This window comes from Kribbella amoyensis, assembly GCF_007828865.1.
In the GTDB taxonomy this organism is placed as follows: Bacteria; Actinomycetota; Actinomycetes; order Propionibacteriales; family Kribbellaceae; genus Kribbella; species Kribbella amoyensis.
In genome coordinates this window covers 3,865,340-3,885,146 of sequence record NZ_VIVK01000001.1, presented here as the reverse complement: position 1 = coordinate 3,885,146, position 19,807 = coordinate 3,865,340, and the positions used below count along the sequence as shown (strand labels likewise).

The 19,807-nt window shown below is 65.9% G+C and carries 14 protein-coding genes, 1 tRNA gene and 1 pseudogene; 6 read left to right on the top strand and 10 right to left on the bottom strand.

All coding sequences use genetic code 11. The annotated features are described in order from the left end of the window. Position 1 precedes the first annotated feature (1 nt). Positions 2-74, top strand: a tRNA-Lys gene (locus FB561_RS18395). A gap of 319 nt (positions 75-393) precedes the next feature. Here the strand turns inward: FB561_RS18395 and FB561_RS18390 are convergent. From FB561_RS18390 to FB561_RS18380, 3 genes are all read right to left on the bottom strand, one after another. After that, the gene (locus tag FB561_RS18390) at positions 394-1,194 is read right to left on the bottom strand and encodes a carbohydrate ABC transporter permease (protein WP_202880654.1); all 801 of its coding nucleotides are present in this window, start codon (positions 1,192-1,194) and stop codon (positions 394-396) included. Positions 1,195-1,247: 53 nt separating this feature from the next. After that, positions 1,248-2,069 carry a carbohydrate ABC transporter permease gene (locus tag FB561_RS18385; RefSeq protein ID WP_202880653.1) on the bottom strand — a complete coding sequence of 274 codons (822 nt, stop codon included), beginning with the start codon at positions 2,067-2,069 and terminating at the stop codon, positions 1,248-1,250. Between the two features lie 208 nt (positions 2,070-2,277). Next, the gene (locus FB561_RS18380) at positions 2,278-3,606 is read right to left on the bottom strand and encodes an extracellular solute-binding protein (protein ID WP_145808282.1); all 1,329 of its coding nucleotides are present in this window, start codon (positions 3,604-3,606) and stop codon (positions 2,278-2,280) included. Between the two features lie 398 nt (positions 3,607-4,004). On the opposite strand from FB561_RS18380, the gene FB561_RS18375 reads away from it, so the two are divergent. Then, positions 4,005-5,654 (top strand): glycosyl hydrolase 53 family protein, encoded by a 1,650-nt coding sequence (locus FB561_RS18375; protein ID WP_145808280.1) that lies wholly within the window; start codon positions 4,005-4,007, stop codon positions 5,652-5,654. Positions 5,655-5,775: 121 nt separating this feature from the next. Here FB561_RS18375 and dgoD read toward each other — a convergent pair whose 3' ends face one another. The 3 genes from dgoD to FB561_RS18360 all read right to left on the bottom strand — a co-directional run bounded on the left by dgoD (position 5,776) and on the right by FB561_RS18360 (position 10,752). Further along, entirely contained in the window at positions 5,776-6,921 is a 1,146-nt protein-coding gene (gene dgoD / locus FB561_RS18370) for a galactonate dehydratase (RefSeq protein ID WP_145808278.1), read from the bottom strand. A 169-nt stretch (positions 6,922-7,090) separates the two neighbouring features. Continuing rightward, entirely contained in the window at positions 7,091-9,478 is a 2,388-nt protein-coding gene (locus FB561_RS18365) for a beta-galactosidase (protein ID WP_202880652.1), read from the bottom strand. Beyond that, complete coding sequence (locus tag FB561_RS18360; RefSeq protein ID WP_145808276.1) at positions 9,475-10,752, bottom strand: cellulase-like family protein; 1,278 nt, start codon at positions 10,750-10,752, stop codon at positions 9,475-9,477. The genes FB561_RS18365 and FB561_RS18360 overlap by 4 nt, the downstream gene beginning before the upstream one ends. A 274-nt stretch (positions 10,753-11,026) precedes the next feature. Between FB561_RS18360 and FB561_RS18355 the strand changes: the two genes are divergently transcribed. Both FB561_RS18355 and FB561_RS18350 read left to right on the top strand, forming a co-directional pair. Beyond that, complete coding sequence (locus FB561_RS18355; protein WP_145808274.1) at positions 11,027-11,728, top strand: FadR/GntR family transcriptional regulator; 702 nt, start codon at positions 11,027-11,029, stop codon at positions 11,726-11,728. A 36-nt stretch (positions 11,729-11,764) separates the two neighbouring features. Continuing rightward, positions 11,765-12,487, top strand: a complete 723-nt coding sequence (locus FB561_RS18350; RefSeq protein ID WP_145808272.1) for a FadR/GntR family transcriptional regulator — start codon at positions 11,765-11,767, stop codon at positions 12,485-12,487. A gap of 182 nt (positions 12,488-12,669) precedes the next feature. On the opposite strand, the gene FB561_RS18345 is transcribed toward FB561_RS18350, so the two are convergent. Beyond that, positions 12,670-13,569 carry an AraC family transcriptional regulator gene (locus FB561_RS18345; RefSeq protein ID WP_145808270.1) on the bottom strand — a complete coding sequence of 300 codons (900 nt, stop codon included), beginning with the start codon at positions 13,567-13,569 and terminating at the stop codon, positions 12,670-12,672. Positions 13,570-13,685: 116 nt separating this feature from the next. On the opposite strand from FB561_RS18345, the gene FB561_RS18340 reads away from it, so the two are divergent. Further along, complete coding sequence (locus FB561_RS18340; protein WP_145808268.1) at positions 13,686-14,498, top strand: phytanoyl-CoA dioxygenase family protein; 813 nt, start codon at positions 13,686-13,688, stop codon at positions 14,496-14,498. Between the two features lie 198 nt (positions 14,499-14,696). Next, positions 14,697-16,298 (top strand): annotated as a pseudogene (locus FB561_RS38640) (alkaline phosphatase D family protein). 262 nt (positions 16,299-16,560) lie between these two features. On the opposite strand, the gene FB561_RS18325 reads toward FB561_RS38640, so the two are convergent. The 3 genes from FB561_RS18325 to FB561_RS18315 are packed head-to-tail and all read right to left on the bottom strand — an operon-like array spanning position 16,561 to position 19,765. Beyond that, positions 16,561-17,511: a carbohydrate ABC transporter permease gene (locus FB561_RS18325; protein ID WP_145808262.1), complete on the bottom strand. Its 951-nt coding sequence runs from the start codon at positions 17,509-17,511 to the stop codon at positions 16,561-16,563. Further along, positions 17,508-18,440, bottom strand: a complete 933-nt coding sequence (locus FB561_RS18320) for a carbohydrate ABC transporter permease (protein ID WP_145808261.1) — start codon at positions 18,438-18,440, stop codon at positions 17,508-17,510. The genes FB561_RS18325 and FB561_RS18320 overlap by 4 nt, the downstream gene beginning before the upstream one ends. Then, positions 18,437-19,765 carry an ABC transporter substrate-binding protein gene (locus FB561_RS18315; RefSeq protein ID WP_145808259.1) on the bottom strand — a complete coding sequence of 443 codons (1,329 nt, stop codon included), beginning with the start codon at positions 19,763-19,765 and terminating at the stop codon, positions 18,437-18,439. Before FB561_RS18315 ends, FB561_RS18320 begins: the two co-directional genes overlap by 4 nt. Positions 19,766-19,807 lie beyond the last annotated feature (42 nt).

The window sequence follows — 19,807 nt, the reverse complement described above, 5'->3', positions numbered from 1 at the left end:
TGCGCCGCTAGCTCAATTGGCAGAGCAGCTGACTCTTAATCAGCGGGTTCGGGGTTCGAGTCCCTGGCGGCGCACAACAGCCCAGGTCACGCAAGTGTCCTGGGCTTTGTCGTTTCTGGAGCGGACCAGAACAGTCCACTTTTCGCCCGCTCGCGCGAGGCAACGCGTGACTGTGTGTCACATCACACCGGCGTGCAGTGCCGGTCCGCTCCAGCCGTCGGGCAGCCAACTGCTGACCATCCATGAAGGATGCGAACGATCGGCGACGAGAGCTGGGCGATTCCGTGGATTTCGGAGCAGGTCGGCGCGGCTATGGACGACTCCGCATCCATCGGGGCGTTCCGTCGAGCACCTGACGGAACGCCCTGCCCCATTGCCCGATGGCTGAGGAGCTCAGCTCTTCACGGCGCCGGCGGTGAGGCCGTCGATGAGCTGTTTACGGAGCCCGATGAACAGGAGCAGGCTGGGGATCGCGGCGAGCACGGAGCCGGCCAGGACGAGGTCGTACTGGCGATTCTCGGTGGCGAAGAGGGCGCCAAGGCCGAGCGGCAGGGTGTACTGCGACGGTTCGCCCACGATGATGAGCGGCCAGAGGAACGCGTTGTAGCTGTTGATGAAACTCCAGACCGCCAGGGCCCCGAGCGCCGGTCGCAGAAGCGGCAGCACGATGGTCCAGAAGATCATGAACTCCCCGCATCCGTCGACGCGACCGGACTCCAGCAACTCGTCCGGGATGGACTGCTCGGTGAACTGCCGCATCATGAAGATGCCGAACGCCGGCGCCACCCATGGCACGATCAGCGCGAAGTACGGCGAGTTCAGGCCGGTCCGCACCAGCATGATGAACAGCGGTACGACGATGACCGCGAACGGGATCGCGAGCGACGAGAACATCACGTTGAACAGAAAATTCTTGCCCTTGAAGCGATACTTCGCGAATCCGAAGCCCGCCAGCGAACAGACGAAGACCGACACCGCGGTCGAGATGAGCGCCACGACGGTACTCATCGCGAACCAGCCCCAGAACGGTTGCTCGGCCAGCAGCGTCTGGTAGTTGTGAAGCGTCGGATGCTCCGGGAACAGCTTCGGCGGATACGCGAAGATATCGCCGCGAAGCTTGAACGAGCTGGCGGCCGCCCAGACGAGGGGCAGCACGAAGACGAGCACCAAGACGATCAGACTGAGGTACAGCAAGATCCTGCCTGGCCGGGGACCTCGGTACTCCCGGCGACCGACCGCCAACGAGCTCATCGGTCCCGTCCGATCCCGAGTACGGCGTTCGCCAGTCGCCCGATGGCGAAGACTCCGACGAACATCAGGACGCCGGCCGCCGCGGCGTATCCGAGTTGCTGGCGCATGAAGGCCTCCCGATAGATGAACATGGCAACCGAAATGGTGGCGTCGCCTGGACCACCGCGGGTGAGCAGATACGGCTCGTCAAAGATCTGAGCCGAGCCGACCATGACGGTAACGGCCACGAACGCGGTCACCGGTCTCAGCATCGGCAGCGTGACGTTGCAGAACTGGCGGACCGGTCCGGCGCCATCCAGCGATGCTGCCTCGTACAACTCGCGCGGGATGTTCTGCAGTCCGGCCAGGAAGAAGATGGTCAGGTAGCCGGTCCATCGCCAGACGATCAGGAAGGCGACAACCACCCGCGCCCACCAAGGATCACCCAGCCAGTCCACCCCACCGAAACCGAAGGTGGCCCGCAGAACCGCGTTCAGGACGCCGAACTCCCGGTCGAAGAAGAGGCTGAAGACCAGCGTGATCACGATCGGGGACAGTACGACCGGTGTGAAGTAGACCAACCGGAAGAGATCGCGCCCCCGCAACCCGCGGGCGTTCAGCGCGGTGGCCAGTAGCAAGGCCGCTGGGACCACGACAAAGACACTGATCAGGACGTACAGCACTGTGTTCATCACCGATGAGAAGAAGACCGCGTCGCCGATCAGATCCTGGTAGTTACGCAGCCCGACCCAGATCGGTGACCCGAAGCCGGCCCACGCGGTCAGGCTCAGGTAGAGCGCGACAAAGACCGGAACGATCAGGAACAGGCCGTACAGCAAGTAGAACGGTGAAATGAACAGGTACGGTGCCAGCTCCTTCTGGCGCCGAGCCCACCCCTTGGGCCCGCGTTCCTGTTGGCGACGCCCCGCCTTCGGAGACGAGGACGGCGCTGGCGCGGAGCTCCCGGATGTCGCCGCCCTGTCCGCGGAGACATCCGGGAGGTCTGGTTCGAGACTCACTTGGCGAGCGCGACCGGACACAGGATCCTCAGCCCTGGAAGCCGGCGACTGCGTCGGCGATCGCCTTTTCGGGCGTGGTCCTGCCCTTGATCGCCGCCTGGACCTGCTTTCCGAGCGCCGCGACGAGCTTGCTGAGCTCAGGGCTCTGGAAGTACGGCGGAACGTCTGCTGCCAACTCGCGGTACGTCTCGAAGACCTTCTGTCCACCCAGGTACGCGTCTTGATGGGCGAGCAGCTCGGCGTTGTCGTAGACCGACTTCAGCGTCGGCAAGTAGCCGGCCGACTTGAATCTCATGACCTGCCCGGCCTCGGTCAAGTAGGTGTACTTGAGCAGGTCGTGCGCGGCGGTCGTGTTCGGACGGTTCTTGATGACGGCGAAACCGGTGCCGCCGAGCGAGGAGGCCCGAGTACCGCCCCCGGCGAACTTCGGCATCGCGGCCAGCCGCCATTTGCCTTTCTGCTCGGGCACGTTCGCCTGCAGCCCGTAGACGTTGAACCAGTTCGGCATCGTGATCGCGATCAACTTGCCGCTCTTCAATGCCGCGTTCGCGGCCGGACCGTACGGGTCGGGAACCTCGAGCAGGAACCCGCTCTTGACGCCGTCGACCATGAACTTCAGCACCTCGACTGCCTCGGGCGTGTCCAGCGCGAGGTTGCCGTCCTTGTCGAAGAAGGACCCGCCGCGCTGGGCGAGGAACTGCAGATACTGGTTCGTTGCCGAGGTGTCGTCACCGGTACAGGCGATGCCGAGTGACTTGCCGGTGTCCTTCGACACCTTGGCGCCGACCTCGGCCATCTCCTCCCAGGTCGGGGTCGCGATGTCGATCTTCAGCGAGTCGAACAGATCCTCGCGGTAGTAGTACACCGTGGTGCAGTTGTCCGACTCGATCGCGTAGACCTTGCCGTCGAGTGTGTACGGCGCGACCCTGGACGGCAGCAGATCGCCGTCCAGTGACGAAACGTCACCCGACCAGTCGTACAGCACGTTCGGCGCGATCCCGCCGGTCATCAGCCGGTTGAAGGTGGAGATGATGATGCCGATCATGTCCGCTGTTCCCTTGCCGGCCGAGGCGTTGGAGATGAGACGCGTCACCAGCGAGTCCCCGTCGGCATTGACCGGCTTCAGCGTGTACTGGAACTGGGTGTCACCGGCCGCCTGGTAGGCCTTGGCCGCAGCCGTGAAGGTCTTCACGTAGCCCGGGTCGTGCGTCCAGAACTCCAGCTCGACCGGCCCAGAAGCTGTCGCGGAACTCTCGCTTGAGCCTCCGCTGCAGGCGGCCAACCCGCCCGGCAGCAGCAGCGCGCCACCGAGCAGGCCAGTGGTCCGCAGGAAGCTGCGGCGGTCCGTGTGCGTCATCGTTTCGTCCTTCCACACTGAACAGAGGCTTGGTACACCCCGCAGCATCGGACCTAACTATCCTACCTGTCAAGAATATAATCATACAAAATTATCTACGAGGATGATTTTATCTTGGTTGGTTACACACGACCGTGACACCCTGACCTCGTCACGGATCCTGCGGAGCGGGGCCTTCGCCTCGGACCCTGGCCTCGCTGGCCCCGGATCGTCCACTCAGCGGTCTCGGGTTCCGCCGTCGACGAGCACCAAGCCGTCCTCGCTAGCGGAAAAATCATACTTAAGCATTGACGAGTATTACAACTGTGCGCAACAGTCAGGACCGCTCCAGGACCTGACCGCCACTGCGCCTGTCCCGCAGTCGCCACCAGGCCCGTTCCGGACCCAGGAGGGAAGACATGACAGGCAGACGATGGTTCGCCGTCGCCGTGGCAGCGGCGATCACGCTAGGCGGTGCACCGCCGGCGATGGCCGACGAGGCGCCGGTTCGTCCCAGCACGGCCGTGCTCAACGGAGACTTCGAAGCCGCGGCGGGACGGCCTGATGCCATACCGGGCTGGAGAATCTCCGGTACGCCGGCAGCCGCGAAGGTCATTGCACCTGGCAACGACAGTGAGCACGCACTCCAACTCGGCTCGACTGGACGCCACGACGTCACCGTTGGCCAGACAGTGAAAGGCCTGGCCGACGGCTACTACACCGTGTCTCTGATGGCGCGCAGCAGCGGCCAGGATGCGGTGTACCTGTTCGCCGAGGGCAGCAACGGCGGTGAGGCTCGCACCGCCCTCCCGGTCCGCGCGGATTGGACCGTCGTCGTCGTCCGCGGAGTGCGCGTCGACAAGGGAACACTCCACCTAGGAGTTCGTGCCAAGAGTGCGGCCGGCGGGATGAGCACGATCGACAGCGTCACGCTCACGCGCGCGGGAGGGCCGTACGAGTTCTTGCAGGGCGGCGACATCAGCCAGCTGAATCTCGTCGAGGACGCGGGCGCGACCTTCGCCGATGAGACTGGAAAGCGTCAAGATCCGCTCCGGATCATGGCGGAGAAGGGAGTCAACATCGTCCGGTTGCGGCTGTACAACAACACCGGACCGGATCACCCGAGGATCGGCTTCCCGAACAGTTACCTTCCGGACGGGTACGGGGACCTGGCCGACAACCTGGACCTTGCCCGTCGGGCCGCTCGGTACGGCATGAAGATCCAGTTGACCTTGCACTACAGCGACTACTGGAGCAACGGCGCCATTCAGGACATCCCGAAGGACTGGCGCTCCGTCGAGAACCTCCCCGACGCGCAAGCGGTCGACGAACTCACCTCGCTGGTGGGCAACTACACCCGAGACGTGGTGAAGAAGTTCTCCGCGCAGGGCACACCCGTGGATTACGTGTCGCTCGGCAACGAGATGCAGGGCGGGCTGCTGTTTCCGTACGGCCGGGCATGGGGTGGCACGGAGACGAACCTCTTCCGCTTCCTCAAGGCGGGGTACGCCGGCGCCAAGGCCGCTGACCCGCGGACACAGGTCGTCATCCACCTCGACGACGCCGGCAACTACGACAAGTACCGTTGGTTCTTCGGCATGCTGCGCGACAACGGCGTCCCCTGGGACGTGATCGGCTCGTCGTACTACCCGTACTGGACCCAGAAGGACGTCCCGACCGTACTCCCGTTCTTCGACACGATCTCTCGGGAGTTCGGCAAGAAGATCCTGGTGACGGAGACCGGCTTCAACTGGAACCCGCTCACGTCCTACGGCGAGCCTGGCCAACTCGAGAACGGTGGCCCGGTGCCGTACCCCGACACCCCGCAGGGTCAGCGCGACTTCCTGTACGAACTGTTCGCCGGCCTGAAGTCGGTGCCGGACGGCAACGTCATCGGGGACCTGTACTGGGATCCCGTCATGATCCCGGCCGAGGGAGTGGGCTGGGAGGTCGGCCAGCCGAATGTCGTGGAGAACACCACGCTGTTCGACTTCACCGGCCGAGCCCTCCCGGGGCTCGACGCGTACCTCTACAACGTCAGCGCCGGGCAGCGTAAGACCCGACCGTAGACAACCACCAGGTGGGGGTGACGCCTTGACGACGCCACCCCCACCTTCCAGCTTCAGAAGGTCCTGCGCCCAGGAGCGCATCCGGTGGCCCCGACAGCTCGCGGCTTACGCACCATCGCGGTCACCATTCCGCGAAGGAGCCGTCGATATGACGCCACAAAGGTGCGCGCCACTTGTGTCCTCGCCGGTCGGCTTCGCGGACAGCCGCCTCGTCAACGGTGAGGCCGAGCCCCGGCCCAACGGGGCGGGCGGCGTACCCATCGACGAACGTCAGCACGGACGGGTCGACGAGATAGTCGAGGAGGTCGTTGTCGACGTTGTAATGGATGCCGAGGCTCTGTTCCTGGATCAGGAAGTTGGGTGTCGCGAACGCCACTTGCAGACTCGCCGCCAACGAGATCGGCCCCAGCGGGCAGTGCGGCGCGAGGGCCACGTCGAAGGTTTCCGCCAGCGCGGCGATCCGGCGTACCTCCGAGATTCCGCCCGCATGGGAGAGATCGGGCTGAGCAACCGCGATACCGGACTGCAGGGCAGGTAGGAAGTCCGACCGTGAGTACAGCCGTTCACCGGTCGCGATCGGAATCGACGAGCACTTCACCAGATCGGGCAGCGCGTGCGCATGCTCCGGTAAGACCGGTTCTTCCACGAAGAGAGGCTGGAACTCCTCCAGGAGTGGCAACAAGCGATGCGCCGTCGGCGCCGTGACGCGCCCGTGGAAGTCGATGGCCAGGTGACGATCCGGCCCGAGGACCTCGCGGGCGATTCCTGCACGCTCCGCCACTCCGGCGAGGTCGCGCGGGGTCGCAGCCGCCGGCATCCGGCCGCAGGCGTTCATCTTGATCGCGGTGAAGCCGGCCTCGACCTGCTCCTGGATGGCATCCACCAACTCCGCCGGCTCGTCTCCACCGACCCACGAGTACACCGGGACGCGATCGCGCACATGGCCCCCGAGCAAGGCATGGACGGGCAGACCGTACGCCTTGCCGGCGATGTCCCACAACGCCTGATCGAGTCCTGCGACCGCGCTCGACAGCACCGGGCCGCCTCTGTAGAAGCCGCCGCGCGACATCACCTGCCAGTTGTCCTCGATGCGCAGCGGATCGCTGCCGATCAGGACCTCGGCCAGCGCATGCACCGCGGCGCGGACGGATTCTGCTTGGCCCTCGACCAGTGGTTCGCCCCAGCCGACGAGTCCATCATCTGTCTGGATCCGGCAGAACAGCCACCGGGGCGGCACCAGAAACGTCTCGACATCGACGATCTTCACAGCGCGCCCTCAGGGTGGGGTCGGCGCACGGTAGAGCGGCAGGCGGTAGGCACGCGGTCTCCTCAAGGATCCAGCGGATCGGTGCTGCAACAATCTCGCGCTTTATAGTACGAGTTAAGATAATAGTATTACTGTTTTAACTGAGATCTTTCCGGGCCATGCATAGCTCCTACGCGACCGGAACCGTCACACGCCGAAACGCCGTGACGCCTCGCAGGTCCAGCGCGACACCTGATTCATAGTGCGGAACCTCCCCGGGCGACAGATAGATGGGCGGCCCCTCTGCCAGGGGGAGGACCAAGAGGCGCAGACCATCGCGAAGCACCTCTCTGCCGAGGCGGTCGAGCCCCACCTCCCAGGCCGGCCCGTACCAGAAATGATCCGCCAGCAACCGATCGCCGGCATACAGCCGCGCTACATCACCCAGGTAGTCGATCCGCAGCAGTACATCGCCGTCGTGCTCGTCGTTGTCGACGAACGCCGCGAGCTCCGAGGTATCGAGATGCCACTCTGCCGCCGCTGCGAAATCCTCGTCGACCGGCGCCGAGGCGCGCCCCAGTGAGCCGCCCCGAGGAATGTCCCGTGGTGGGCCGGCACTGCGCACCGCCCGCGACGCCACGACTTGATCTGCCGACGCTCCCTGCAGCTCGATCCCTCGCCACCCCTCGTCGGTGAGCTGGTGCACGGTCACCCGCTCCGAGGTCGTCACCACCCGCGGTCCGCCGGAGAACGAAACGACCGGATCCGCGCTGCGATAGACCTCTCTGTCGACCACGCTGACACAAAGTCGGTCAGGTGCGGCGAGGACGTAGACGTCAGTGGCCCCTTGAGGACCCGCGATGGTGACCTTGCAGTCCAATCCGGCCGTCAACTGCGTGACAGTAACCAGGCCTGAGCGCTCGCGGACCGAGGCGCCTTCGGGCAGATCCCGCACGGAACCACCCTCCACCTGCAGCTCGATCGGACTCCCGTCCACAGCAGCCAAGACGAGCGCATCGCGATCACCGACCTGAGTGCGCGCGACGACCTGAGCAGACGCCGACAAGCGAGCTCCAGAGATGTCGAGACGCAATGGCCACGCGAAGTAGGCACCACTTGGGATGTCGCACCCCGCGGTCGGGATGGTGATCGCGTCCGCACCGAGACCGGCTACCTCGAACCGGATGCCTGCCTGCTCGGCGAGGTGTTCGACCGGCTGATGATTGTTGACGAACAGGTACCCGGAGTCCCCGTCCGAACGGACTGCCCACCGCAAGGCCGCGCGGTTCTCCGGGTCTGTAGGAGCGTCGTCCGGCAGCGTCGTCACCATCCGCGCGAGCTTCGAGCCCTCGGCCGCGATCCAAGTCGCGTGCTGCCTCAGTGCGGCGAACGAGGGCCGCACTTGCCCGTACTCCGACAGTGGTGCCTGGAAGTCGTACGTGAGCAGCGGCAGGTCATTGGGGTAGCCGGTGGCGTGTGATTCCTGGGTTGTCGACAGCTCACCGATCACCTGGGTGCCGCCGTGGTACATGTAGTAGCCCTGCCACGTCGACCCTGAGCCAAGCTTCACCAGCGAGATCGCTGCGATGTCGTCGGCGGCGATCCGCGGCCGGCGATGGTAGGCGGTGTACATCCCGCCGCCCAGCTCGCACGTCGCGAACGGATACCGTTCCAACTCTGGTCCCGTGGCTCCTTCGGTGTTGCCACCGATCGCTCCGCCCCCTCCCGTGTCGGCCATCGAATCGGCCGCGGATCCGCCCTCCTGCCGCAGGTCGGATCCGATCGTGAAATCGTCGCGGACGTGGGTGAAGAAGAAGTGCAGCCGGCTCTGCTTCGCCCAGCCGGCGTCGTGCTCGTCCCACGCCGCCTCGGGATACCCACCGAACAGAGGGATGAACTCGTCGCGAGGAATGTCCGCGCGTCCCCAGCCGGTCACGGTCCAGATCGGAACGTCGAAGCCGACGTCCTTCGCCATGCGCTTGAGCGTCCGCAGATGCTCCGGCTGATCGTAGAGCTCGTTCTCGATCTGGACGGCGACCACAGGCCCGCCGTCCAGCCAGAACAGACCTTCCAGTTGCCGGGCGATCTCGCTGTACCACGGCCGCACGATGGCGAGGTAGCGCGGATCGTCCGTGCGCGCCTCCAGGTCGAGGTCCATGAGCCAGTCCGGGAAGGCCCCATTGCGCGCCTCGCCATGCCCCCAGGGACCGATGCGAGCGACGACTTCGAGGCCCACCTGGTGGCACAGCTCGACGAACCTGCGCAGGTCCCGGTCGCCATCCCACCGGTAAACGCCCTTCCGTTCCTCGTGCAGGATCCAGAAGACATAGGCGCCGACGATCGTGATGCCGCCTGCCTTTATCTTCCTCAGTTCGGACTCCCACTCCGCCCGCGGGTATCGGGAGTAATGAAACTCCCCCATCACCGGAAACCAGGGCGTCCCGTCGCGCCACAGGCTGCGGCTGTCGACCGAGATCTCGCTCCCCGACTTCGACCTGCCGCCCAGTCGCAGGTGACCCGTCAGAGCCGGCTCGGGAGCGCCGACCTTGACGCTGTGGGTGCGCACCGCTCCGCTCATCGGGACGATCCCTTCTTGAAGTCGGTGTTGATCTGTACCTGAAGGTCGAGGTCGTCCCACATCGGGTGGTGCGGAGCCGCATTGGAGCAGACCACCGCGCCCCAGGCTCCGAGCTGGCCGGCGCGTTGTACGGCGTCGCGGCACACCTGCGCCCCGATCGGCCCACCTTCGAACTCGGAGAGGAGCGGGGTGTAGCCGACCCAGCCCTCGCCGAAGACGAGCGGCACCTCATGCTCCGCCGCCCAGTCAGAGGCCGACAGCATCCATGCCTCCATGACGGCACGCATCTGGGATGCATAGCCTGCGTAGCGGCTGTAGAGCCACCGGTCGAACTTCTGCGCGTCGCACCAGTCGTGCACATAGACCTCACGCTGTGGCACGACTGTCGCCTTCAGTCGCCAGCGTGCGTCGGCAGGAAGTTCCCACGCCTCCGGCGAGGGTGCATCGTCGCGCAGCAGCTCGCTCCGCGCCCGCGCCTCGGGGAACTCTCGGTCCGGCCGACGCACCGCGAACGTCTCGTACAGCTCCTCGAGCACCCCGTAGACGTACGGATGGAAGACGGCCACATCGGCGTTCCGCGGCAGCCCTCGCATGCTGCCCACCGGCACCCGTGAATAGTTCGCTGCCACAGGACGGTTCGGCACCTGACGGTGGAAGTGGTCGATCGCCGCTTCCAATCGAGGGCGCAAGGCAACGACAGTGTCGACACCGTCCGGCACGTCGTCAGTGAGGTGGCCCGCCTGAACCTCGTTGTGGATCTCGGTGAACGCCACTCGGTGATCGAGACCGTGCTCGGCGAGGAACCGGATCATCTCGGCCAGGGCATCGGCCAGTGCGGTCGGCCGTTCCGCCGGCGGAACGGCCGCCAAGGCGTCGTACCACGACGAGTCCGCGAGGAACGCCGGGCTCTGCTGATACTCCCAACTCGACAAGATCACGAAGCAGTCGTGCCGCGCCGCCGCCTCGAACAGCTGGATCAGATGCGCACGTCCGTCCAGAACGGCATCCGCACCGACGTCGTACCACCGGGTGCGCTGGGCGTACTCGCCGCCGAGCCGCGTCAGCCGCAGCGCGGAGGTATCGAGGCCGGATCCGAAGAGCAGGAAAGGCATCGCACAGATGCGCACGGTGTTGTACCCGCGGTCGACCGCCTCGGCGAACGCCCGGTCGAGATCGTGGAACGGCTCGCCGTGGCCGGTCCGGGTGTACCACGAGAAGTCCCAGAGCGTGATCGTGAGCTTCTCGGGCAGGTGGTCAGGAATGGGGACTGGCATGGAGCACAGCGTCCTCTCCGGCATGCGGTTGAGATGATCAAGCCAACAGTATGACTTATTCTGGAGCTTGTCATACCAAAAGTCCAGGCAACCGGCCCGGCGTGCGGCGCATACGGGTGCCTCAGGAACGGCACCAACAAGTTGACCATTCAACCTGTCAACCAGATGGATAGCACGACACCTTGCGGATCGTCGGCCCACGAAACGCACTAATCGACGGATAAGTCATACTAAATCTTCGACCTGGCGCCTTGGACATGACATGATTCGGCCCATGACGGAGCACCCGCGCGCTCGAGCGCACGATCGCCTCGTGACCAGCCTCGGGACGTCGATCGTCACTGGCCGACTCGATCCCGACGCGAATCTGGACACTGTCGCGCTCGAAGCCCAGTTCGGAGTGAGCCGGACCGCGGTTCGAGAGGCCTTGCGTGTGCTGTCCGCGAAGGGGCTGGTCGGCGCCCGGCCACGGCGGGGAACCTTCGTGGCGCCCCGCGAGCAATGGTCGCTTCTGGACGCCGACGTACTCCGGTGGCGATTCGCTGATCGCGTCGACGGTCATTTCCTCGACGAACTGGGCGAAGTGCGCCTCACGGTCGAACCGACGGCAGCCCGACTGGCCGCGATACGCCGAACCGATCGAGACCTGGCAGATCTCGAGGACGCACTCACCGCGATGCGCCGGGCAGCCGGAGGAGCCGCCGAAGATCATGTGACGGCCGACCTCGCGTTCCACGATGCCATGTTGCTGGCGGCCCACAACGAACTCTTGCTGCAGATGTCGGTGGTCATCGAGGTCGGACTGCGGCTGCGTGACCAATTCGTCCACAGCATGCTGACGACCGAATCCGCTGACAAGCACGCCGAGGTCCTGCTGGCAGTCCGCAAACAGCGACCGAAAGCGGCCGAGGCCGCAATGCGATCCCTGGTCGAGAAATCTATCGACGACGTGGAGATTGCCAAGGACGCGTCATGACGGTGCCCCCGACGGATGCCGTGGCATGATGCGCGCATGACCGGTAGTCGCCAGAGCGGAGCCCATGCACGCGTGGTCAGCAACCTCGGCGTGTCCATCGTCACCGGTCAGATAGAACCAGGTCATGATCTCGACCCGATCGACCTGGGAAAGCAGTTCAGCGCGAGCCGCACTGCTGTGCGTGAGGCCCTCCGGGTTCTGATGGCCAAAGGTCTGGTCGATGCCAGGCCCCGACGCGGCACCTTCGTCACACCGCGCCGACAGTGGAACCTGCTCGACCCGGATGTGTTGCGCTGGCGCTTCGACTCAGCCGTCGACGACACCTTCCTCACCGAACTCGCCGAAGTGCGTCTGATGGTGGAGCCGATGGCTGCATCACTGGCCGCGACCCGGCGTACCGATCGAGACCTCGCGGACCTCGAAGATGCTTTGGCCGCCCTGTCCGCTTCCATCGGGCCCGACGCGACAGCGCAGGTCGAGGCCGACTTCGCATTCCACAACGCGCTGCTGGACGCGGCGCACAACGAGTTGTTGACCCGCATGGCGACAGTCATCGAGGCCGGCATGCGACTCCGGGACCGATACACGCACGGCAGCCTCGACTCCAAGGCAGTCGACTTGCACGCCAAGGTACTGCTTGCCGTGCGCAACAAGCGCCCACGCGCGGCACGCACCGCGATGGCAGCACTGATCGATCAGTCCATCGTCGACACCGCAAGCTCGGCTGCGGCGAAACGTCCCAGCGGCAAGGCACGATAGTCAGAACCTTCGGCGCCCGCTACCCCGTCCGGCCGCGGCCGCACGGCGTGGATGAGCAGTGCAACCTCACCACCGTAGGCGGATCGCGTCTGCTCCCAGGTCCTGGTCGTCGCCGACACCGACCATCCCGGCCTCGTGCTGAGCGACAATGCCGAGGCAAAGTCAGACGACAGTCGCGATCCTCACGCAGTCCGTGTTGGCTTGACGGGACAGTTGCCACGGCGCTGGTCGGCCGGTCCATCTGGATCCGGGCGAGCATGATCGTCCGCTGAAGCTCGTCTGTGTTTGCGCAGGTAGTCGGCCGGCGTCAGCCCGGTCAGCGATCGGGCGATGCGATGGAACTGCGCATAGCTCCCGAAGCCGGCCTCGAGCGCCGCCTCGAGCATCGTGATCGCCTGACCGGTGCCGTACAGGTTCAGGAAGCGGCGGAACCGATGCTCGTTACGGAACTGCGTGATACTCATGCCCATCTGCCGGGCGAACAGGCGGCTCAAGTGGGCAGGGGTCAGATCGACCGCGCGCGCCAGCATCGGAACCGTCGGCGGTGCGGTTGAATCACGGAGCAGGGCGGCAGCCTCGGCCACAGCTGGATGTACCACGCTGTCCGGCACGGTCCTCGGAGCCGCTTGGAACGCCTCCCAGGCCGCGAGGATCGCATAGCGGCGCCCGGCGAAACCGACCTCGGCGTGCACGGCGGCCTCAACCTGGCGAAACAGGGTGTCCAGGCCGGCGAACTGGTCGACACCCAGCCGTCGCACGAAGACGCCCGGCGGATCGGCGGCATACAAGGGCCGGGTCCAGCCAGTTGCGCCATCCAATCCGAGCGCTGCGGGGTCGAAGACGCAGAGCCAGTCCCGGTACCCGGGCGACGCGTCCATGAACAGATGGCCCTGGCCCGGAAACAACCAGACCAAAGTGCCGGGCCCGAGGTGATAGCGGTGCCGGTCGAGCAGGTAGACCGCGGTGCCGTCGACGACCAGGTTGAGCTCCACTCCCCGATGCCGGTGCGCGACAGTCATGACCTCGACACGATCGCGGCGCGCGAACAGCAGCCCGTCGGACGGCAGAACATCATCGATCATCAACGAGCCCCCTGCGCATGGAATGAGAACAAGCTGGCCACCACACGAGATGCGAGCGGCGACCTGTCCTTCTTACAGTCAAGGAGATCGAACACCATGTGCAAGGAGACCCTCCCATGGCCACCCCGACGGAACTGGATGACTATCTCTTCGACCTGCGCGGCTACTTGGTTCTGGAACAAGCTCTGGAACCCGACCTGGTCGACGATCTCAACACCGCCCTGGACGCGCTTCCCCGCCTGCAGCCGCAGGCCTGGTTCGGCAACGTGCAGCGCGTCGACAACAACCCCGGAGACGCGGGCCTGGAACTGCAGAACATCGTCGAAGGCGGCAGCGCGTTCGAACGGCTTATCGATCACCCGTCGTGGCTCGGCCACGTGCGCCGCTACTGTGGTGAGCAGGACAGCTACGTCGAAGGACTGTTCATCGACGAGTGCTTCGCCACCATCCGGCAACACGGTGGCTTCTTCCCGGTGCACTCCGGCGGCTACCGCGGCGCTGTTCGCGGGCAGTATCGCTACGACAACGGCCTCTTTCGCTGCGGGCAGGTCAACATCCTGATGGCCTTGACCGACATCGGCGTCGGAGACGGTGGCACCCTTGTCGTCCCCGGGAGCCACAAGTCGAACCTTCAGCACCCGTGCTTCGAGGACTACGCAACCTGGCGCACGCCCATGGACACCATGCCGGGGGTCGTCGAGGTGCACCTCCGCAAGGGAGATGCGCTGTTGTTCTGCGACGGCCTCTCCCACGGCGCGTCGACCCGCACCAACCCAGGTGAACGCCGCGCAGTGATCTACCGCTACGGCCCCTCGTGGGCAACAACCCGCTACGGCTACACGTACTCCGAAGAGTTGCTCACCCGGGTAACCCCGCAGCGCAAGGCGATTCTCCGACCCATCCCCCCTCGCCAACCGCCCACGGCCTGAGCAACCCCGAACGCACCCCACCACTGCGATCCCCACCGGCGCGACCACGTACCGCATCGCCTGGCACCTGACCGACGCCAACCAACTGCCACTCTGCGATAGACGACCTCAGATTCACCATCTGATCTTGAGATTTTAACGGCGCGTTGCGTTACGAACTCTTCTCCTGTGGTCGTTGGGCTGTTAGCGTCCTGCGCCATGACTGCCAGGACTTCGTTCCGGACGTTGCCCGCGACGGATCGCCGTCGGTTCCTCAGCCTCGCCGGTGGCAGCGCCATCGGGCTCGCGTTCGGCCTCGCGATGCCGCAGCCTGCCGCCGCGAGCAGTGGCGGCGCACTGCCGTATCCGTTCACACAGGGCGTCGCCTCGGGCGATCCGGTGGAGGACGCGGTGGTGATCTGGACCCGGATCGCGCCGGCGCCACTGCTGCCGAACGGCGGCCTGGACGCGGGCGCCCGGGTCGGCGTCGGCTGGCAGGTCGCCGAGGACGAACGCTTCCACCGCGTAGTCCGCTCCGGTACGACGACGACCAGCCCCGACACCTCCCACACGGTGCACATCGACGTCCGCGGTCTGCGCCCGGGCCGGGAGTACTGGTACCGCTTCCGCGCCGGCGGTCACCTCAGCGAGGTCGGCCGGACCCGAACGATGCCGCCACGGCAATCGACGCGCCCGCTGCGCTTCGCGGTCGCCTCCTGCCAGAACTGGCGCGCAGGCTACTTCCAGACGATGGCCGACGTCGTCGCTCGGGACGCCGAGCTGATGCTGTTCGTCGGCGACTACCTGTACGAGTACCCGGTCCAGCAGCTCGCCGTCGGGCGCCACATCGACCCGAACCTGCCCGCCGAGGTCGTCCCCACCACGATGTCCCTCGACCAGTACCGGCTGCGCTATGCCTTGTACCGAACGGATCCCGACCTCCTCGCCGCCCACAGCAGCATGCCCTGGATCGTGTCCTGGGACGACCACGAAGTCGCCAACGACTACGAGTCGTGGAGTACGCCCGACCTCGACCGCCGGGCCGCGGCCTACCGGGCCTACTGGGAGTTTCTCCCGCTCCGCTGGCCCCAGCCGCCGCGCGACGCCGACGCCCGCCTGTACCGACGGTTCCGGCACGGCAGGCTGGCCCAGATCGACGTCCTCGACACGCGCCAGTACCGCGATCCCCAGCTCGCCGGCGGAGCCGCCGCCGACCAGGGGCCACGGCGCGATCCCGCCCGGGAGATCCTCGGGGCCGAGCAGGAGCGCTAGTTCACGGCAGGCTTCGGCGCCGAGCAGGTCCGCTGGAACCTGGTAGCACAGCAGATCCTGATGGCGCGGCTGAATACCGCTGCCGACCCCGAAACACCGGCCACCTTCTCCCCCGGCACCTGGGACGGCTACCAGGCTGGACAGCAGCGGCTGTTCGACACCGTCGCCACATCCCAGGCACGCGGTACGTCGTCCAACTTCGTCGTACTCTCCGGCGACGTGCACTGCAGCTACGTCTCCGACATCTCGGCCGACACGACCGACCCGACCTCACGCGTCATCGGCGCCGAGATCACCAGTACGTCGATCACCAGCGCGCAAGACTTCAACCCGGCCGCGAACGAGGCGCGCCAGGTCCGGCGCCGGGTCAACCCGTCACTGAAGTGGGCCGACCTGCACTGCGGCTACGTCCTGTGCGACCTTGACGCGGACCGCCTGCACGCCGACATCCGCGCCGTCGACAAGGTCTCCCGCCACGACGACCCGGTCTTCACCGCGGCTTCCTTCGAGGTCTACAACGGCATCCCCGGCATCCACCGCACCACCTGACGACCGCCCGGCCGCTGCAGTCTTCAGCGGTCCGCGGAACCACCGGACCCGTTGAAGACCTTGAGTTCGCGGAAGGCCCGCGCAGGCCTCGGTGAGGAACAGCCCGATCCGGGAGTACGGCAGCCGCCACGGGCGGGAGCCGTCGGGCCTACCTCGACGGCTCCCCTCCCAGACCAGAGCTTCGTGATCGGGCGGACAGACCCTGCCATACGTCATCCTGTCGCGGCTGGGCCCGTCGAGGCGCCCTACGGTACGTCGTATTTCACTTCAAGCCGCTAGTGGCCAGCGCGGCGACGAACTGGCGCTGAAACACCAGGAAGATGATCAGGATCGGGATGACCGAGGAGACCGAGCCTGCCATCGCCAAACCGGCGGACAGACCTCCGTCCGCATCGACGAACCTCGTCAGCCCGAGCGGGACGGTGTAGAGATTCTGGTCGGACAGCATGATCAGCGGACCTTCGTAGTCGTTCCAGGATCCGACGAAGCTGATGATCGCCAGCGCGGCGAGGGTCGGCCGGATCTGCGGCAGGTACACCCGGGAGAAGACCCGCCACTCCCCTGCTCCGTCGATCCGTGCCGCCTCTCCGAGCTCGGCCGGCACCGCCAGGAACGCCTGCCGGACCAGGAACGTGCCGAAGACCGTGAAGATGCCCGGCAGGATCAACGCCCACAATGTGTTGTAGAGCCCGAGTTGCTGGAAGAACATGAACCGGGGAATGAGCAACAGTTGCATCGGCACGATGGCCGTCGCCACGTACAGGAGGAAGACCTTGTCGCGACCTCGGAAAGTCAGCCGGGCGAAGGCGTAGCCGGCCATCGCCGACGTGGTGAGGTCACCGACCACACCGATCAGCGAGACGGTCAGCGAGTTGGCGAAGAACACCGCCATCGTCACCGCGCCGCCCGTCCACACCTCGACGTAGTTCTTCCACTCCACCGGACTGGGGATCCAGCGCACCGGGATCGCGAACACGTCGAGGTTGCGCTTCAGCGACGACGAGAGCATCCAGACGAACGGCAGCAGGAACAACATCGCGAAGGCCCACAGCAGAACGGACTTGACCACATAGCCGACGCGGGACCCAGGGCGCCGGGACTGCGGCGCCCGTCGCGACCGGTTGACCGGGACCGGTCTCGCGGGCACCGGTGACGCAACGGCCCGCGGTCCGGTGACGGTCACCGGGCCGGAGTCCATCGAAGCCCCGCTCATGAGTACAGCCCTCGTCCACGCTGGAAGCGCCAGAAGAACGCGCTTAGCAGGAGTACGCCGAGGAAGCTCATGATGCCCATCGCCGCCGCGTAGCCGAAGCGGTAGTACTGGAAGCCGTTCTGGTACATCAGGTACGACAACGTGGTGGAGGAGTCACCCGGACCGCCTTGGGTGAGGAAGGCGATCAGGCCGAAGCCCTGCGAGTGCCCGATCATCGACATGATGGCCAGAAAGGTCGTGGTCGGCATCAACGACGGCCACGTGATGGCGGTGAAGCGGTGCCAGGGTCCGGCGCCGTCCAGCTCGGCCGCCTCGTAGAGGTCGGTCGGCAGCGCTTGGAGCGCGGACAGGTAGATCACGGCGTGGAAGCCCATCCCGGCCCACGACGTGATCAGGATCAACGAGGCGAGACTCCAGTCCTGGGAGACCAGCCACGTCGGCGGCTGGGCGGCACCGATCTCCTTCAGGGCCAGATTGACCAGTCCGCTGCTGGGGTGGAGCAGCAGCAACCACACGAACCCGATCGCGATCGAGCTCACGATGTGCGGGATGAAGAAGATCACCCGCAGCGCCGAGCGCCCGAAGACCGGGCCGTTCAGGCAGAGCGCGATGATCAATCCGCCCATCATCGTCAGCGGAACGCCTACGCCGGCGTACAGCCCCGTGCGGCCGACCGCCTGCCAGAACTCCGCGTCCTTGACGAGCCCGGCGAAGTTGTCCAGTCCGACGAACCGGATCCCGCTCAGCCCCGAGATCACGTTCCAGTCGGTGAACGAGATGCCGATTCCGGACACCAGCGGTACCAGGGTGAAGGCCAGGAAGCCGAGCAGATTGGGAAGGATGAACAACCAGCCCGCCGTGACGGAGGCGCCACCAGGACCACGCCGTCGTCGGCGGCCGATGGGTGCGGGGAGGACCGCGGCGCTCACTTTCCTGCCTTCGCGATCGCGGCGTCGCTCTGCCGGGTCGCCTCGGTGACCCACGACGGGACGGTGCGATCGCCGAGCAGGGTCTCGTCGGTCAGCTTGCCGGTGATCGTCGAGATCTCGGTGCCGGCGGTGAAGATCGTGTCGACCGGCAGCTTGAGATCGGTCTCGAACAGCGTGGACTTCCAGGACGCCACGTCGTAGAGCGTCTCGCGCTGCGGTCCGAGCAGCCGCTCGAGAATCTGGTCGGGCGTCGAATCGCCGGCGAGCAACGGCAGCCGGCCGCCCCGGGTCATGTACTTGCCGGCGTTGCGGGCCCAGAACTTGGCCAGCTCCCAGGCCTGGTCCTGGAACTTCGACTTCGGGCTGATCGAGATCTGGTCACCGATCTGCCCGGTGTTCCAGCCCTCGGACCCGGCCGGCACCGGGACGGGCATGCAGTAGGTGGCGAACTTGTGCGGGTACCCCTTGGTGTCGTTGATCGACCTGATGATCTGCCCGGACTGGATCAGCATCGCGACCCGCCCGGCGATGAACGGGTTCTGGCTGAACGTCTGCAGCTTCTCGGCGATGATCGTCTGGCGGTCCATCGCGATCTTGGCCTTCTGCAGCCGGAGCGCGAGCTCGAGCTCCTCGGCGAACACCTTGTTCCCGAAGTTCGACCGCTTGCCGCCGTCGGCATACAGGTAGTTCGGGCCGAGCGTCGGCCGGGCCAGCGGCGGTGCGGTCAAGGTGCCGAAGACTCCCGGCTTGGTCAGCTTGCGGGCCACCTCGTTGAATTCGTCAACGGTCCAGGTCTTGCCCAGCGTGATCCCGGCGGCGTCCAGCATCGACTTGTTGATGTAGACCTGCTGCGGCGCCCGCGCGGCCGGCAACCCGTAGAGCTTGCCGTCGAGCACGTAGTTGGACAGCGGGTCGGCATCGGGGGTCAGTGCGGCGAAGTCCTTCTCGGCCTTGATCTTGTCGGTCAGGTCCAGCGCGAGGCCGGCAGCGCTGCGCTTGAACATCGGAACCGGGCCGTAGGAGAAGTAGAGGTCGATCGGTACGCCGCCGCTGAGCGACGTGTCCAGCTTGAGGTTGCCCTGGTCGTCGTTGACGTAGCGGGTGTAGGTGACGGTCACACCGGGATGCTCGGCCATGAAGGCCTTGCACATGTCGTCCGGCCCGGACTCGTTCGGGACGCCGCCCCACACGTTCAGGGTGGCACTCGCCTTTCCGCCGGACTGACCGCCGCCGGCGCCGAGATTGCATCCGGCCAGCGAGGCGGCGCCGGCGGCGGCCGCGATGCCTAACAGGGAACGTCGGGTGATGGTGCGCGATCCGGTCATGCTCGCGTCCTCTCGGTGAGAGTTGCAGGGGGAGGTGGATCT

Excerpts from the sequence above, each read along its gene's own strand:
- FB561_RS18325 (WP_145808262.1), bottom strand. The coding sequence starts at position 17,511 with ATGAGCGGGGCTTCGATGGACTCCGGCCCGGTGACCGTCACCGGACCG.
- FB561_RS18350 (WP_145808272.1), top strand. The coding sequence starts at position 11,765 with ATGACCGGTAGTCGCCAGAGCGGAGCCCATGCACGCGTGGTCAGCAAC.
- FB561_RS18365 (WP_202880652.1), bottom strand. The coding sequence starts at position 9,478 with ATGAGCGGAGCGGTGCGCACCCACAGCGTCAAGGTCGGCGCTCCCGAG.
- FB561_RS18355 (WP_145808274.1), top strand. The coding sequence starts at position 11,027 with ATGACGGAGCACCCGCGCGCTCGAGCGCACGATCGCCTCGTGACCAGC.
- FB561_RS18360 (WP_145808276.1), bottom strand. The coding sequence starts at position 10,752 with ATGCCAGTCCCCATTCCTGACCACCTGCCCGAGAAGCTCACGATCACG.
- FB561_RS18340 (WP_145808268.1), top strand. The coding sequence starts at position 13,686 with ATGGCCACCCCGACGGAACTGGATGACTATCTCTTCGACCTGCGCGGC.
- FB561_RS18315 (WP_145808259.1), bottom strand. The coding sequence starts at position 19,765 with ATGACCGGATCGCGCACCATCACCCGACGTTCCCTGTTAGGCATCGCG.
- FB561_RS18345 (WP_145808270.1), bottom strand. The coding sequence starts at position 13,569 with ATGATCGATGATGTTCTGCCGTCCGACGGGCTGCTGTTCGCGCGCCGC.
- FB561_RS18375 (WP_145808280.1), top strand. The coding sequence starts at position 4,005 with ATGACAGGCAGACGATGGTTCGCCGTCGCCGTGGCAGCGGCGATCACG.
- FB561_RS18380 (WP_145808282.1), bottom strand. The coding sequence starts at position 3,606 with ATGACGCACACGGACCGCCGCAGCTTCCTGCGGACCACTGGCCTGCTC.